This is a genomic window from Pseudomonas sp. ML2-2023-6 (assembly GCF_037055265.1).
In the GTDB taxonomy this organism is placed as follows: Bacteria; Pseudomonadota; Gammaproteobacteria; order Pseudomonadales; family Pseudomonadaceae; genus Aquipseudomonas; species Aquipseudomonas kulmbachensis.
This window is the reverse complement of the sequence record NZ_CP146347.1, coordinates 1,155,524-1,171,478: the sequence shown is the minus strand read 5'-3', so window position 1 is coordinate 1,171,478 and position 15,955 is coordinate 1,155,524. Positions and strand designations below refer to the sequence as shown.

Genomic DNA, 15,955 nt, shown 5'->3' with positions numbered 1-15,955 from the left:
ATCAACGTTTATCAACCAAAGGCACGCGGACCGTCAGGGTCGTTCCCTCTCCCGGAATGCTGTGCAAAGACAGCGTTCCGCCCAGCATCAAAACCCGCTCGCGCATTCCTACCACGCCGAACGAAGTCGGCCGGCCAGTAGACGGCACAAAGCCCTGCCCATCATCACTGATGCTCAGGCACAGCTCCTTGCCTTCCACGCTCAGGGTCAGCTCAACCGTATGCGCATGGGCATGGCGCATCACATTGGTCAGAGCTTCCTGCAGGATACGAAATAACCCCACTTCCTTGGCCGCGCCAAGCGGCGGCAAGTGTTCCGGCACCTGCACCAGACACGGAATGTGGGTACGCGCTTCAAAGCGTCTGGCCTGCCATTCGATGGCTGAGCTGATACCCGCATCCAGAATCGGCGGGCGCAGTGAAGTGGCCACATCACGCACTAGCTGGAAGAGCTGTGCAATCAGTTTTTTCATGCTGTTGAGCCGTTCATTCAACCCCGGATCGAGCTGCGCATAGGCCAGCTCGCACATCGAGGTTTCCAGCTTGAGCACCGTCAGCATTTGACCTAACTCATCATGAACTTCACGGGCGATGCGCGCCTTCTCTTCTTCACGCACGCTTTCAAGGTGCGCCGACAATTCGCGCAGTTGCCCACGGGAGCTGTCGAGTTCGAGTTCAATGCGCTTGCTTTCGCTGATATCCCAGACAATGCCGTCCCACACTACGGTGCCATCATCCAGACGGCGAGTGATCGCCTTGATTTCAGCCCAGCGCTGCTGGCCTTGGCGGGTCAGAATCCGACCTTGCCATGACCAGTCACTGTCGCTGTCCAGCGCCAGATCCTGCACCCGGTGGTAGTCGGCCCGGTCATCAGGATGCACCAGGCTGCGCAAGCCCACCTCGCGCAAGCGCAACGTCGCCGGGGAGAAACCCGCCAGGCTTTCGCTGCCTTCACTGATATAGGGAAAGTCCAGTTCGCCAGTCAGCAATGAGCGCTCCAGACGAAAGACCAACCCTGGCACATTGGCGGCAATGCCCTGCAAACGTGCATCGCTCTCTTGCAGTGCGGCCTGCACCCGGTGCCGTTCGGTGATGTCATTGAGGTACACGACCAGGTATTCCGCCGTCTGAAAGCGCAGAAAACTCAAGGTCACATCCGCCGGAAACTCACTGCCATCGGCCCGCACACAGAGGCTTTCACTGCGGTGCACGCCCTCTTTGCGATTGCGTGCACGCCGCCACATATTCAACCAGCGGTCCATGTTCAGGCCTGGTTCAAAATCGCTCAACGGCCGGTCCAGCACAGCCCCCGGCTGATAGCCGAGCATGTCTTCGGCAGCCCGATTGGCGTAGCGCACATGGCTGTCCCAATTGACCCACAGGATGCCCACCGGGCTTTGGTCGATTGAAAATTGGCTCAAGCGCAAAGCCTCGGCACTGGCAGTATGCAAGACCAAGTCTTCACGTGCGCCGAGCAAGGCGCGCTCCAGAGCCGTCTGCTGACGACGTTGCCACACCACAATGGCCATGCTGGCCAACAGCAACGTACCGATCAATAAACACAGGTTCTGCCAAAAGCCGGGCGATGGCCCAAGGTGCGGATACTTGGGTTGCAGCCAGCGGCTGTGCAGTTGCTCCATGTCCCGCGCCGGAATTGCATGCAACCCACGCTCTACGATACCGGCCAACTGCGGCCAGTCACGGCGCGTCGCAACCCGCAACAATTGCGGCAAGCCAACATCACCCACCACCGCCAGCCCCGCAAACTCTGGCTCGGCAGACAGCCGGCTGAGCTGAGCTTCGTCGATTACCGCGTAAGTGGCTTGCTGGCTGAGCAACAACTGTAGGGCCTGACGCTCCAGCGGCACGCCTTGCAGGTTGAGGCCGGGGTAACTGCTGCGCAAAAAATCAGCCGTGGCGCTGGGCATGCGCACTGCGACCCGGGTCTTGCTATCCACTCTCTCCAGGTCGACCGAGCCGGTGCCATTGCGTACGCCAACCAGTAACTGCGGAACCCGCATGTAAGGATCGGAAAACAGCCACAAGCGCAAACCGGCAGGGGTTTGCGTCAACCCCGGCACGAGATCGATCTCTCCCGCTCGGGCGGCCTGCTCAAGCTGTGCAAGGTCCGGGTAGTTACGCCACACCAGTTCAACATCGAGCGCCTGCGCCAGCCACTTCATCAGTTCGACATTGGCGCCCGAGAGCTGCTGAAGCCGTTGATCAAACCTGGCATAGGGTGCCTGCAAGACCAACCCCACCCGCAGCTCTTTATGCTGGGCCAGCCATTGGCGCTGCTCCTGCGACAATTGAGCCGCAGGCACAGGTGCCGCATGGCCCATCAAGGGCAGCCACAACCAGCCGATAACCCACAGATAGCAAAAACGTCTCATCTAAACGCTCACACCCTGACAAATACTGATCAACCCATTACGCTGCCGGGACTACTTCTGGCTTGGAATATCCGATGTTTTCTTATCGTCTGGCGCTACCGGCCTTGTGCCTGTCGCTGATGTTGCCACTCGCCCTGCCAGTATTTGCAGCCGAGACCGAATCCGAGACCAAGCCGCCCGTGCGCGAACCGTTGCCCGAACGCAGCCAGGAAGATGCGGCGGCTCTGCAGCGACAAATTCCGCAACAAGAGCAGCAACAACTGCAGGCCCCGAACGATAGCTTTCTCGCCCTGTGGAAACCTGCCAACAGTAGTGCCGCCAGCGGTGCGGTGATTATCATCCCCGGTGCTGGTGAAACTGCCGACTGGCCATTGGTCGTGGGCCCGTTGCGCAACAAGCTGCCGGACGCCAACTGGGCCAGCCTGAGCCTGAGCTTGCCGGACATGCAAAGCGAGGCCAGCCAGCCGCGGGAGGTCGAACCAGAGAAACCTCCTACGACATTAGCGACAGACAGTAGCAGCAAAGCGGCCAGCACCACAGCCAAACCCATCGAGCAGGCGGCCAGTGCTGGTACAGAAAGCCCGGACTCCGAGACCACGCAAAACCCTGACGAATTGAGCAAGCTCGATGCCGAACGCATCTTCGCGCGCATCGAAGCGGGCATTGCCTTTGCCCAGCAACAGAACATGCGCAGCATTGTTTTGCTCGGGCATGGCTCGGGAGCTTACTGGGCATCACGCTATATCAGTGCTAAGCACCCGGCCCAGATTCAAAAACTGATCATGGTTGAAGCCCACAAGCCCGTTCAGGCCCAACCTGATTTGAGCCAACTGACGCCCGCCTTGAATATCGCGCTGCTGGATATTTTCTATAAAGACCAACCATTGGCTCGCGAAGCCGCCTTGCAACGGTTACAGGCCAGCAAGCGGGCTAACGGGGCGAATTTCAAACAAGTGGGACTGGTTGCCACCCCGGGAAACCGGGATGGCGAACAGGAGCAGTTGTTCCGTCGAGTGCGTGGCTGGCTCAGCCCGCAGCCTGTGGACAAATGAACGGTGCTAGAAGCCGCGCCGCTCACGAATCAAGGCGTAGGCATGATGCAATTCGCGGGTTTTTTCCGTGGCTTCACGCACCTGAGCCGGGCTGGCTCCGGTGCCAGCTACCTTGTCCGGGTGATGACGGCTGAGCAAACGTCGATAGGCACGTTTGATGTGTGCCGGTTCACAGGTGGCCGTGACCCCCAGCAAGGTCAGCGATTGCTGATAAGTACCGCTACGGGTGGCCAGGGGTTTTCTTTGGGTATCATGTTCACCCCCCAGCAACAGAACCTGTTGCCGGGTCCAACCCAGCCAACTCCCCCAAAGCACAATCAGCTCGCGCTCTTGGGGAGCGACTCGGCCGTCCGCCAGAATCATCCGCCAACAGGCACGCAACACCCCTTCTGCCGCATGGGGTTGAACCTTGAGACGACGCAGATAGCCGCGTAATGAATCACTCCCGGACTTGCCACGATTGAACGCGGCAATCGCACGCTTCTGCGCAGAGGGTTGCATATCGAGTTGACGCATTTCCAGCCGCGCCTGCTCGATATGTTTATCCACTACACGACCACCGCTTTTCGCCAATCGGCCAAGCAGGAGAAACAGCAGTTCATCGTTGCGCAGCACCGGCCGGGCACCAAGACGTTCAAGCAGATGCGCCCAACTGTGCAGTTGCAAACGCCGATCCAGCGCTTGCCCCAATAAAGCACCGAGCATGGCCCCCGGAATGCTGGCAATGAAAAAGCCCGCTCCGGCTCCAATCAGAGTCCCTGGCCACAACATTTTAGCTGGCGCCCTTGATCAACGACTCGACCTCGGCCAAGCGTTCATGCGTGCCCACATCCACCCAATGCCCCTGCAAACGTTCCCCTGTCACTTGCCCTGCGGCGATCGCCTTGCGTAATAGCGGCGCCAGCTTGAACGCACCCGCAGCGCAACCCTTGAACAGCTCAGGGTCGAGTACTGCGATCCCGCTGTAGGTCAGCGTATCGGCACCCGGCAGGCCGTCTTGAACGTGTTCGCCGTTAAGGCTGAAATCCCCGCTCGTGTGGTGCGCCGGATTAGCTACCAGCACCAGATGCGCCAGCCCTGTGAGTGGCTGGCGCAAGGCGCCAAAGTCGTAGTCGGTCCAGATGTCACCGTTGACCACGGCAAAAGGTCCATCGCCCAGCAATGGCAGGGCTTTAAAAATCCCGCCACCGGTTTCAAGCGGCTCACCTTCCGGGGAGTACTGGATGCTGACGCCAAACCGCGAGCCGTCGCCCAGGTGGTCTTCAATTTGCTGACCCAGCCAGGCGTGGTTGATCACGATGTCGGTAAAGCCCGCCGCTGCCAGTGCCCGCAAGTGGTACTCGATCAGCGGCACGCCACCCGCGCGAATCAATGGTTTTGGCGTGTGCAGGGTCAGCGGTCGCAAACGCTCGCCCTTGCCTGCTGCCAGAATCATCGCTTTCATGCATCGGCCTCGCTGGCCAGGCCAAGGCTGGCGAACAATTCACTCAGTTCAGCCAACTCGGGACGCCGCGCCAGCACTGCTTCTATATAAGAGAAGAAACGCGGCACATCGGCCAAATAGCGTGGTTTGCCATCGCGATGGCAAATTCGGGCAAAAATACCGATCACTTTCAAATGCCGCTGCACACCCATCAGGTCGCTGGCACGCAGGAACTCTTCAAAGTCGCGTTGCACCGGGATACCCAACGGCAGCGCCAGCTTCCAGTAGTCCTGCAACCACACACGCACACGCTCTTCGGGCCAGCTCAAGAAGGCGTCCTTGAACAGGCACGTGATGTCGTAGGTCACCGGGCCATACACCGCGTCCTGAAAATCCAGCACCCCGGGGTTGGGGATGCTGAGCATCAGGTTGCGCGGCATAAAGTCGCGGTGAACCAGCACCTGAGGCTGTGCCAGGGCACTGTCGATCAGCAGCCCGCTGACCCGTTGCCAGGCGCCCAGTTGCTGTTCATTGAATTCCACGCCCAGGTGAGCGCGCACATACCACTCGGGGAACAGTTCAAGCTCACGGCGCAGCAAGGCCACGTCATAGCTGGGCAAAGGAGTGGTCATCGGCAATTGCTGAAAGGCCAGCAAGGCTTCGATGGCATCCTTGAACAATTCATCGGCGTTGGTGCTGTTAATCACATCGAGAAAGGTTTTATTACCCAGATCGTTGAGCAAAAGAAAGCCGCGCTCGAGGTCCTGGGCATAAATTTTCGGTACGTTTATCTGGCAGGTTCGCAAGAAATCAGCGATATCGACGAAAGGTTTGCAGTTTTCCTGGGGCGGCGGCGCGTCCATGACGACAAAACTGCGCCCCTCGCCTTCCCAGCGAAAATAGCGTCTGAAACTCGCATCGCTACTGGCAGCAGTCAACGTGGCTGGGGGTACAGGACCCCAACCCTCATTCGCGAACAAGGTTGCCAACTGTTCATCCAGCCAAACTTTCAGGTGTTGCAAGCGTACATCTTGGTCAGGCATTACAAGGGTCTCCGACGGCGCTAGCCGTCAAGCGGGTCATGCTTTATTATCCAGAATCTTTTCCAGACCATCGATAGGCGTGCGGTCCCCCACCGCGGGCTGATGGCACGCAGGAAGCCCGGACTAATAAGATGGCATTGAAATCCCCCGCGTTTCGTAAAAAATTTCCGTTGCTGGTAACCGGCAGTTTGCTGGCCATGCAACCTCTAGCTACGCCGTTCGCTTTTGCCGAGGAACAGTATGACTGTTCCGTGTCGGCTACGGGTGGCTGGGATTGCGCGCCAAAAACCAACGTTGCGCAGTTGCCGCCACGTCCGTCACACAGTGACGGGTCTTTAGGCGCCAACGGTGAAACCGCCGAGCAAGCCGCACAGGCTCCGCTGGTAACTGAAGCCAAAGGCCGCGGGCTCAAGGCTCGCAGTGCTGACTACAGTCACCTCGACTGGGTTCCGCGTGAGCAGCTGACAGCCGCGCAACTGGCCGAAACCGGTCCGTACTGCTCCGGGTCTTACGTCGAGCCCAACCGTCCGGGCATGCATGACACCACCAGCAAAAGCGATGCGCCTACGTTTGTGGGCGCCAAAGCCTCCCGCTATCAGCAGGAAGAGCAGGTCGCGACCCTGGCCGGTGACGTCGTCATGCGCCAGGGCAGCATGCAGGTCGAAGCCGACGAAGCCAGCCTGTATCAGGCTGAAAGCCGTGGCGAACTCAATGGCAACGTCCGCCTGCGTGACAACGGTGCATTGATTGTTGGTGATCACGCCGACGTTCAACTGGACACCGGCGCTGCCAAGGTCGACAACGCCGAATACGTGCTGCACAAGTCGCGTATTCGCGGCAGTGCGCTGTACGCCAAACGCGCTGAAGACTCGATCATCCGTCTCAAGGACGGTACGTACACCACGTGCGAGCCGAGCAGCAACGCCTGGCAACTCAAGGGCAACAACATCACGTTGAACCCGGCTACCGGTTTCGGTACGGCGACCAACGTGACGCTACGGGTCAAAGACATCCCGATCTTCTACACCCCGTACATCTATTTCCCGATCGACGATCGCCGTCAGTCCGGTTTCCTGCCGCCGTCTTTCAGCAGCAGTTCCGACACCGGCTTTATGCTCGTGACTCCGTACTACTTCAACCTGGCACCTAACTACGATGCCACGTTGTACCCGCGCTACATGACCAAGCGCGGCTTGTTGATGGAAGGTGAGTTCCGCTACCTGACCGAATCCAGCGAAGGTCAGTTTGGTGCCGCGTACCTCAACGACGACAATGACGACCGCAAACGTCAGACCGACTACACAGACAAGCGCTACATGCTTAACTGGCAGCACAAGGGCGGCCTGGATTCGCGCGTCCTGACCGAAGTTGACTACACCAAGATCAGCGACCCGTATTACTTCCAGGACCTGGAAAGCGACCAGATCGGCGTTGAAAGCCGTGACTACCTGAACCAGCAGGGTGCCGTCAGCTACCGTGGCGATGACTACACCGCCAAGCTGAACGTGCAGGCTTATCAGCTGGCCACCGTTACTCAGGTCACGCCTTACGACATGCTGCCGCAGCTCACCCTCAATGGTGTCCTGCCGACGCAACCGGGTGGTCTGAATATCGGCTACAACACCGAGCTGGTTCGCTTCGATCGCAACCTCGAAAACGGCAGCTACACCAACGAAGATGGCACGGTAGATCCTCGCCTCGACAACAACGTGGCTGGCCTGGCCCGGGCCAACGGTACGCGTCTGAACCTTGCGCCGAACGTCAGCATGCCGCTGAACTGGAGCTACGGTTACCTGACGCCATCGTTGAAGTACATGTACACCCAGTACGATCTGGATCTGGATGGCATCGGCAAGACAGAAATGGTCAAAGACGGCCAGAAATTCAACAGTTCGGTCAACCGCAGCGTGCCAATCGCCAGCGTCGACAGCGGCCTGTATTTCGACCGTAACACCAACTGGTTCGGCACCGACTACCGCCAAACCCTGGAACCGCGTGCGTTCTATCTGTATGTACCGGAGAAAAATCAGGATGACATCCCGATTTTCGATACCAGCCAGAGCACCTTCAGTTATTCCTCGCTGTGGCGTGACAACCGTTTCACCGGCACCGACCGTGTGGGCGACGAGAACAAGCTGTCGCTGGGCCTGACCAGTCGCCTGATCGAAGACGACGGCTTTGAGCGTCAGCGCATCAGCCTGGGCCAGGCTTACTACTTCCAGGACCGCAAGGTTCAGTTGCCTGGGATTGACGCAAACCGTAAGGACGCAACTTCCAGCGTGTCTCCGTATGCACTGGAATACGCCTACCGCTTCAACCGCGACTGGCGCGCAACAGCCGACTACAACTGGGATCCGGAAACCCACAGCCCGCGCTCGGGCAGTGCGATGCTGCACTACCAGCCTGAAGACAACCCGAACAAGGTTATCAACGTCGGCTACCGCTATCGCGACGACCAGGTCCGCTACGACCAGTACACCGGCAAATGGACTGTGGGCGGCGGCGACTACCTGTCTCCAGGACAACCGGGCTACATCAAGGATTACTACAAAATCCAGCAGCACGATTTCTCGGTTATCTGGCCGATCGTGCCGCAATGGAACGCCATCAGCCGCTGGCAGTACGACTACAACCGCAACCGTACCCTGGAAGCCTTCGGTGGTTTCGAGTACGACAACTGCTGCTGGAAGCTTCGTCTGATCAGCCGTTATTGGGTATCCAACGACGAGTACACCCAAGCAGCCCCTCTTAATGAGAAGGGCGACCATGGTCTCTTCCTCCAAGTTGTGCTGAAAGGTCTCGGTGGCGTTGTTGGCACCAAAGTAGAGAGCTTCCTCGACAAAGGCATCCAAGGTTATCGTGAACGTGAAGATCAAGCTTTCTGAGTGTCTGCGCCCGCTAATGCTGGGCGCGTTGTTCCTGGGTACCGCAGCTAGCGCTGCGGTACAGCCCCTGGATAAGGTGGTGGCCATTGTCGACAACGACGTGATCATGCAGAGCCAATTGGACCAGCGTGTCCACGAAGTTCAGCAAACCATTGCCAAGCGTGGCCAAGGCGTACCGCCTGCCAGCGTTCTGGATCAGCAAGTGCTTGAGCGCCTGATCGTCGAAAACCTGCAACTGCAGATCGGCGAACGCTCAGGTATCCGTATCGCGGATGAAGAGCTGAACCAGGCCATTGGCAGCATTGCCCAGCGCAACGGCATGTCCATCGAACAGTTCCGTCAGGCTCTGGCCCGCGACGGCCTGTCTTATGAAGATGCCCGCGAGCAGGTTCGTCGCGAAATGATCATCAGCCGTGTGCGTCAACGCCGCGTGGCTGAGCGCATTCAGGTAACGGATCAGGAAGTGAAGAACTTCCTGGCCTCTGACCTTGGCAAAATGCAGCTGTCCGAAGAGTACCAACTGGCCAATATCCTGATTCCAACGCCTGAAAGCGCGAATTCGGAAGCCATCCAGAACGCAGCCAAGCAGGCTGAGGACGTCTACAACAAGCTCAAGCAAGGCGCGGACTTTGGCCAAATGGCTATCGCTCGCTCCGGCAGCGATACGGCACTGGAAGGCGGCGACATGGGCTGGCGTAAAGCTGCCCAACTGCCACCTCCTTTCGACCGTATGCTCAGCGAAATGCCTGTGGGTGACGTGACGCCTCCAGTGCGTACGCCTGGCGGCTTCATCATCCTCAAGCTGAATGCAAAACGTGGTGGCGGATCGGTTGTAGTGGACGAAGTTCATGTTCGCCACATCCTGATCAAGCCAAGTGAAATCCGCAGCGAAGCGCAAACCAAAGAGCTGGCAGCCAAAATCTACGACCGCATCACATCGGGCGAAGACTTTGCCACTCTGGCCAAGACGTATTCGGAAGACCCGGGTTCTGCCCTTAACGGCGGCGACCTGAACTGGGTTGACCCCAATTCGCTGGTACCCGAGTTCCGCGAAGCCATGGCCGATACTCCGCAAGGCGTACTGTCCAAGCCGTTCAAGACTCAATATGGCTGGCATGTCCTGGAAGTCCTTGGCCGCCGCGCCACTGACAGCACCACCCAGGCCCGTGAACAGCAGGCAATGAACGCACTGCGTAACCGCAAGTACGACGAAGAGCTGCAAACCTGGCTGCGTCAGATCCGCGACGAAGCCTATGTAGAAATCAAACTTCCTGGCGCTAGCGCAACAGATGGCGCAGGTCAGGCCGCGCAGTGAAAACACAGCGTTTTGCACTGACACCCGGCGAACCGGCAGGTATAGGTCCAGACCTGTGCCTGCTACTCGCCTCGCAACCCCAGCCGCACCCCCTGATAGCAATCACCAGCCGCGACCTGCTCCTTGAGCGGGCCGCGCAGCTCGGTGTGGCTGTCAGCCTGTTACCGGTCGAGCCTGGCAACTGGCCCGAAAAACCTGCCCCAGCAGGCAGCCTGTACGTCTGGGATACCCCACTGAATGCCAAAGTCACTGCAGGCACACTGGACAAGGCCAATGCAGCGTTTGTGCTGCAAACCCTGACCCGCGCCGCGCAAGGCTGTCTGAATGGCGACTTCGCGGGCATGATCACCGCCCCGGTGCATAAAGGCGTGATCAACGAAGCGGGCATCCCGTTCTCCGGGCATACCGAATTCCTTGCTGACTTGACCCAGACCGAGCAGGTCGTGATGATGCTTGCCACCCACGGACTGCGCGTGGCACTGGTAACCACTCACTTGCCACTGCGCCTGGTCAGCGATGCAATCACACCCGAGCGTCTGATGCGGGTTACCCGTATTTTGCACGCCGACCTGCAACAAAAATTCGGCATTGCCCAACCGCGTATCCTGGTCTGCGGGCTCAACCCCCATGCCGGTGAAGGCGGACATTTGGGCCATGAAGAAATAGACATCATCGAACCAACCCTGGAGCGCCTGCGCAGCGAGGGCATGGACCTGCGTGGCCCGCTGCCTGCCGACACTCTGTTTACCCCCAAATATCTGGAACACTGCGACGCAGTGCTGGCGATGTACCACGACCAAGGCCTGCCCGTACTCAAGTACAAGGGGTTCGGTGCCGCAGTCAACATCACCCTGGGCTTACCGATTATCCGCACCTCTGTCGACCACGGCACCGCCCTGGATCTGGCGGGTAGCGGCAAGATCGATACCGGCAGCCTGCAAGTCGCCCTGGAAACCGCCTACCAGATGGCCGAGACCCGTATATGAACGAGCAATACCAACACAAGGCGCGCAAGCGCTTTGGTCAGAACTTCCTGCACGATGCGGGCGTTATTGACCGCATCCTGCGTGCCATCCACGCCAAGGCTGACGATCGCCTGCTGGAAATCGGGCCGGGCCAGGGTGCCCTGACCGAAGGCATTTTGAACAGCGGTGGCCAGCTCGACGTCGTGGAGCTCGACAAAGACCTGATCCCGATCCTCAATCGCCAGTTTGCAGGCATGAGCAACTTCACCCTGCACCAGGGTGACGCGCTGAAGTTCGACTTCAAGAGCCTTAATGCAGCACCGCGCACCCTGCGCGTGGTCGGAAACCTGCCGTACAACATTTCCACCCCGCTGATTTTTCACCTGTTGAAAAACGCCGACCTGATCCGCGACATGCACTTCATGCTGCAAAAAGAAGTGGTTCAACGCATGGCCGCTGGTCCTGGCGGTGGCGACTGGGGTCGTCTGTCGATCATGGTTCAGTACCACTGCCGCGTCGAACACCTGTTCAACGTAGGCCCCGGCGCGTTTAATCCACCGCCAAAAGTTGATTCGGCAATTGTCCGCCTGGTGCCGCACGAAGTGCTGCCGCATCCGGCCAAGGACCATCGCATGCTTGAGCGCGTGGTTCGCGAAGCCTTCAACCAGCGCCGCAAAACCCTGCGCAACACCCTCAAAGCCTTGCTCAGCAACGCTGAAATCGAAGCTGCCGGCGTCGATGGCAGCAAGCGCCCAGAGCAACTCGACCTGGCCGCCTTTGTGCGTCTGGCCGACAAGCTCAGCGAACAACCTGTCGAAGCGCCCGCTGCCGACTGACCGCTGAGAAAAAACGGGTACCCGGTCAGACACCACGTCTGGCCTAGTACCCGTTGTTTGGCCTAGACTCAGGCATCAGTTTTATCCCGAACTGTGTCTCCGCTTTCAAGTAAGGCCTTTCGCATGCCCGATCCCCGCTATCTGGTCGACGTCAGCGTCGTCACGCGTTACCTGCCAGAACAATCACAGCCCGAACATCAGCGTTTTGCCTTTGCTTACACCATCACGGTGCGCAACAACGGCTCAGTACCCGCGAAGCTGTTGTCCCGGCACTGGGTGATAACCGACGGCGATGGCCATGTCGAAGAAGTCCGCGGCGCTGGCGTTGTCGGACAACAACCGAAAATCGACCCCGGTAGCGAACACACCTACAGCAGTGGTTCGGTGATCATGACCAAGGTCGGCACCATGCAAGGCAGCTACCTGATGCATGCCGACGACGGTCATGAGTTCAAAGCCATCATTGCGCCCTTCCGCCTTGCGGTGCCCGGAGCCCTGCACTGATGACGGTATATGCCGTTGGCGACCTGCAGGGCTGCCTGCAGCCACTCAAGCGCCTGCTGGAGCGCGTAGCGTTCGACCCGGGTAAAGACAAGCTCTGGCTGGTAGGTGATCTGGTCAACCGTGGCCCGCAATCGCTGGAAACCCTGCGGTTTCTATACCGCATGCGTGAATCACTGGTATGCGTACTGGGCAACCATGACCTGCACCTGCTGGCTGTGGGCTATAACATCGAGCGCCTGAAAAAAGGCGACACACTGCGCGAAATCCTCGAAGCACCCGATCGTGATGAGTTGCTGGACTGGCTACGCCAGCAACCGCTGCTGCACCACGACAGTGAGCGCAACATCGCACTGGTGCATGCCGGGATTCCGCCGCAATGGACGCTGAAAAAAGCCCTCAAGTGCGCCAGCGAAGTCGAGCAGGCCCTGCGCAATGACGATCTCATCAGGCCGTATCTCGATGGCATGTACGGTAATGACCCGGCCAAGTGGGACAGCGACCTCACCGGCGTCACCCGTCTGCGGGTTATTACCAACTACTTCACCCGGATGCGTTTTTGTACCCGCGAAGGCAAGCTCGACCTCAAAAGCAAAGAAGGCCTCGGCAGCGCCCCGCCCGGCTATGCGCCGTGGTTCAGCTATAAAGAACGCAAAACCCAAGGCCTCAAGATCATCTTCGGGCATTGGGCGGCGCTGGAAGGCAACTGCAAGGAGCCCGGCATTTTCGCACTCGACACAGGCTGTGTTTGGGGTGGAGCCATGACTCTGCTCAATGTCGACACCGGCCAACGCCTGAGTTGCGACTGCGACGGCCCTGGCATTGCCGCACCCTCCATCGTCCCGCAATCAGCCCAACCTTCCCAACCCTTGGGCGCCGGCTAACCGCGCCCGCTGTCAGGCCACAGGAACTTCCCATGACCGAATTCAAACGTATCCCGCCAGAGCAGGCCCAGGCCTTGCGCGAACAAGGCGCCGTAGTGGTTGATGTACGCGACCCGCAAGCCTTCGCAGCCAGCCATATCAGCGGCGCGAAGCACCTGGACAACCACTCGCTGCACGACTTCATCACCAACGCCGACCTCGACGCACCACTGATCGTCGCCTGCTACCACGGCAACTCCAGTCAAAGCGCCGCAGCGTATTTGGTAAGCCAGGGTTTTAGCGAGGTCTACAGCCTGGATGGCGGCTTCGAGTTGTGGCGTACAACCTATCCAGCCGAAACCGCTCAAAGCACAAACGAATAATATTTTTATTTACGCCAGCCCCCGTGATCAGTGGGCTGGCGCCCTTCCTGACCAACGGTCAAACGCAACAATTCACGCATCGCGCCTTGACCTTGCGGATTACCAACTATCCTTTACCTCAGGCCATCCAAATCTGGGGAGAGCCGGTACACCGGCGAATGGATCATCGGTAGTAACTTCAAGGGCTTAGCCACCTTGATGGTGTCCTGGGGGGTACACAGCAGCTGAAATGCTGCTGCATGCCAGCACTCGAACTGACCGGTCTATCGCCGACTCCACGTATCGAGCGAGGTGACGTCATGAGTATTTTTAGCCACTTCCAACAACGCTTTGAATCCACACGCCAGGAAGAGCTCACGCTCCAGGAGTATCTTGAGCTGTGCAAGCAAGACAAAAGCACTTATGCCTCTGCCGCTGAAAGGCTACTGCTGGCCATTGGTGAACCGGAACTGCTGGACACCTCCAACAACTCTCGCTTGTCGCGAATCTTCTCCAACAAAGTGATTCGCCGCTATCCGGCCTTTGAAGACTTCCACGGAATGGAAGAATGCATCGACCAGATCGTTTCCTACTTCCGCCATGCCGCGCAGGGTCTGGAAGAAAAGAAACAAATCCTCTACCTGCTGGGCCCGGTCGGGGGCGGCAAGTCATCGCTTGCCGAAAAGCTGAAACAACTGATTGAAAAAGTCCCTTTCTACGCAATCAAGGGCTCACCGGTCTTTGAGTCGCCTTTGGGCCTGTTCAACGCCACCGAAGATGGCGCAATCCTCGAAGAGGACTTCGGCATTCCGAAACGCTACCTGAGCACCATCATGTCGCCGTGGGCCACCAAGCGTCTGGCCGAGTTCGGTGGCGATATCAGTCAGTTCCGCGTGGTCAAGCTCTACCCTTCGATCCTCAACCAGATCGCAGTAGCCAAGACTGAACCAGGCGATGAGAACAACCAGGATATTTCGGCACTGGTGGGCAAGGTCGATATCCGCAAGCTCGAAGAATTCCCGCAAAACGACGCAGACGCCTACAGCTATTCCGGCGCACTGTGCCGATCCAACCAGGGCCTGATGGAGTTCGTGGAGATGTTCAAGGCACCGATCAAGGTGCTGCACCCACTGCTGACCGCCACCCAGGAGGGCAACTACAACAGTACCGAAGGCCTGGGCGCGATTCCGTTTACGGGCATCCTGCTGGCCCACTCCAACGAGTCGGAGTGGCACACCTTCCGCAACAACAAAAACAACGAAGCGTTTATCGACCGGATCTACATCGTCAAAGTGCCGTACTGCCTGCGTGTCAGTGACGAAGTAAAAATCTACGACAAACTGCTGTTCAACAGCTCACTGGCCAAAGCCCATTGCGCACCTGACACCCTGAAAATGCTGGCCCAGTTCACCGTACTCTCACGCCTCAAAGAGCCGGAAAACTCCAACATCTACTCCAAAATGCGGGTCTATGACGGCGAGAACCTCAAGGACACCGATCCCAAAGCCAAGTCCATCCAGGAGTACCGCGACAACGCAGGCGTCGACGAAGGCATGAACGGCCTTTCGACCCGCTTCGCGTTCAAGATCCTGTCCAAGGTATTCAACTTCGACCCGCACGAAATTGCCGCCAACCCGGTTCACCTGCTCTACGTGCTCGAACAACAGATCGAACAGGAGCAGTTCCAGCCCGAAACCCGCGAGCGCTACCTGCGTTTCCTCAAAGAATACCTGGCGCCGCGCTACATCGAGTTTATCGGCAAGGAAATCCAGACCGCTTACCTGGAGTCCTACAGCGAGTACGGGCAAAACATCTTCGATCGTTATGTGCTTTACGCTGACTTCTGGATTCAGGACCAGGAATACCGTGACCCGGAAACCGGCGAAATCCTCAACCGCGTGGCGCTCAACGAAGAACTGGAGAAAATCGAAAAACCGGCAGGCATCAGCAATCCGAAGGATTTCCGCAACGAAATCGTCAACTTCGTACTGCGTGCCCGTGCCAACAATAACGGCAAAAATCCGACCTGGCTCAGCTACGAAAAGCTGCGCGTAGTCATCGAGAAAAAAATGTTCTCCAATACCGAGGACCTGCTGCCGGTTATCAGCTTCAACGCCAAAGCGAGCAAGGAAGACCAACAGAAACACAACGACTTTGTCACTCGAATGGTCGAACGCGGCTACACCGACAAACAAGTACGACTGCTCTCCGAGTGGTACCTGCGGGTCCGTAAGTCGCAGTAAGGCAGCTGTAAGCCACCAGCGGCAGCTGCAAGAAGAGCCCGTGTGCGTGCTTTTTCTTGCAGCTTGCAGCTCACA

13 protein-coding genes are annotated in these 15,955 nt (G+C 58.4%); 9 read left to right on the top strand and 4 right to left on the bottom strand.

What is annotated here, in order from left to right; all coding sequences use genetic code 11:
• Window position 1 precedes the first annotated feature (1 nt).
• Window positions 2-2,392, bottom strand: coding sequence for a PAS domain S-box protein (locus tag V6L79_RS05325; protein WP_261740708.1), 2,391 nt, complete (start codon window positions 2,390-2,392; stop codon window positions 2-4).
• A gap of 74 nt (window positions 2,393-2,466) precedes the next feature.
• Here V6L79_RS05325 and V6L79_RS05320 point away from each other — a divergent pair, with 74 nt between their 5' ends.
• Window positions 2,467-3,444 (top strand): alpha/beta hydrolase family protein, encoded by a 978-nt coding sequence (locus V6L79_RS05320; protein WP_261740707.1) that lies wholly within the window; start codon window positions 2,467-2,469, stop codon window positions 3,442-3,444.
• Between the two features lie 6 nt (window positions 3,445-3,450).
• Here V6L79_RS05320 and V6L79_RS05315 read toward each other — a convergent pair whose 3' ends face one another.
• The 3 genes from V6L79_RS05315 to V6L79_RS05305 are packed head-to-tail and all read right to left on the bottom strand — an operon-like array spanning window position 3,451 to window position 5,910.
• Complete coding sequence (locus V6L79_RS05315; RefSeq protein ID WP_338579906.1) at window positions 3,451-4,215, bottom strand: DnaJ domain-containing protein; 765 nt, start codon at window positions 4,213-4,215, stop codon at window positions 3,451-3,453.
• A gap of 1 nt (window position 4,216) precedes the next feature.
• On the bottom strand, window positions 4,217-4,888 hold the full coding sequence (murU, locus tag V6L79_RS05310) for an N-acetylmuramate alpha-1-phosphate uridylyltransferase MurU (RefSeq protein WP_338579905.1): 672 nt from the start codon (window positions 4,886-4,888) through the stop codon (window positions 4,217-4,219).
• The gene (locus V6L79_RS05305) at window positions 4,885-5,910 is read right to left on the bottom strand and encodes a phosphotransferase (RefSeq protein ID WP_321835536.1); all 1,026 of its coding nucleotides are present in this window, start codon (window positions 5,908-5,910) and stop codon (window positions 4,885-4,887) included. The genes murU and V6L79_RS05305 overlap by 4 nt, the downstream gene beginning before the upstream one ends.
• Window positions 5,911-6,041: 131 nt before the next feature.
• On the opposite strand from V6L79_RS05305, the gene V6L79_RS05300 reads away from it, so the two are divergent.
• The 8 genes from V6L79_RS05300 (at window position 6,042) to V6L79_RS05265 (ending at window position 15,880) form a co-directional block, all read left to right on the top strand.
• Entirely contained in the window at window positions 6,042-8,795 is a 2,754-nt protein-coding gene (locus V6L79_RS05300) for an LPS-assembly protein LptD (protein ID WP_338579904.1), read from the top strand.
• Window positions 8,776-10,110 carry a peptidylprolyl isomerase SurA gene (surA, locus tag V6L79_RS05295; protein ID WP_395247281.1) on the top strand — a complete coding sequence of 445 codons (1,335 nt, stop codon included), beginning with the start codon at window positions 8,776-8,778 and terminating at the stop codon, window positions 10,108-10,110. Before V6L79_RS05300 ends, surA begins: the two co-directional genes overlap by 20 nt.
• Window positions 10,107-11,096, top strand: coding sequence for a 4-hydroxythreonine-4-phosphate dehydrogenase PdxA (gene pdxA / locus V6L79_RS05290; protein WP_261740701.1), 990 nt, complete (start codon window positions 10,107-10,109; stop codon window positions 11,094-11,096). Before surA ends, pdxA begins: the two co-directional genes overlap by 4 nt.
• Complete coding sequence (rsmA, locus tag V6L79_RS05285; protein ID WP_261740700.1) at window positions 11,093-11,911, top strand: 16S rRNA (adenine(1518)-N(6)/adenine(1519)-N(6))-dimethyltransferase RsmA; 819 nt, start codon at window positions 11,093-11,095, stop codon at window positions 11,909-11,911. Before pdxA ends, rsmA begins: the two co-directional genes overlap by 4 nt.
• A gap of 123 nt (window positions 11,912-12,034) precedes the next feature.
• On the top strand, window positions 12,035-12,415 hold the full coding sequence (gene apaG / locus V6L79_RS05280) for a Co2+/Mg2+ efflux protein ApaG (protein ID WP_261740699.1): 381 nt from the start codon (window positions 12,035-12,037) through the stop codon (window positions 12,413-12,415).
• Complete coding sequence (locus V6L79_RS05275) at window positions 12,415-13,296, top strand: symmetrical bis(5'-nucleosyl)-tetraphosphatase (protein ID WP_261740698.1); 882 nt, start codon at window positions 12,415-12,417, stop codon at window positions 13,294-13,296. The genes apaG and V6L79_RS05275 overlap by 1 nt, the downstream gene beginning before the upstream one ends.
• 32 nt (window positions 13,297-13,328) lie before the next feature.
• Complete coding sequence (gene glpE / locus V6L79_RS05270) at window positions 13,329-13,658, top strand: thiosulfate sulfurtransferase GlpE (protein WP_261740697.1); 330 nt, start codon at window positions 13,329-13,331, stop codon at window positions 13,656-13,658.
• Window positions 13,659-13,957: 299 nt separating this feature from the next.
• The gene (locus V6L79_RS05265) at window positions 13,958-15,880 is read left to right on the top strand and encodes a PrkA family serine protein kinase (protein WP_261740696.1); all 1,923 of its coding nucleotides are present in this window, start codon (window positions 13,958-13,960) and stop codon (window positions 15,878-15,880) included.
• Window positions 15,881-15,955: the final 75 nt, after the last annotated feature.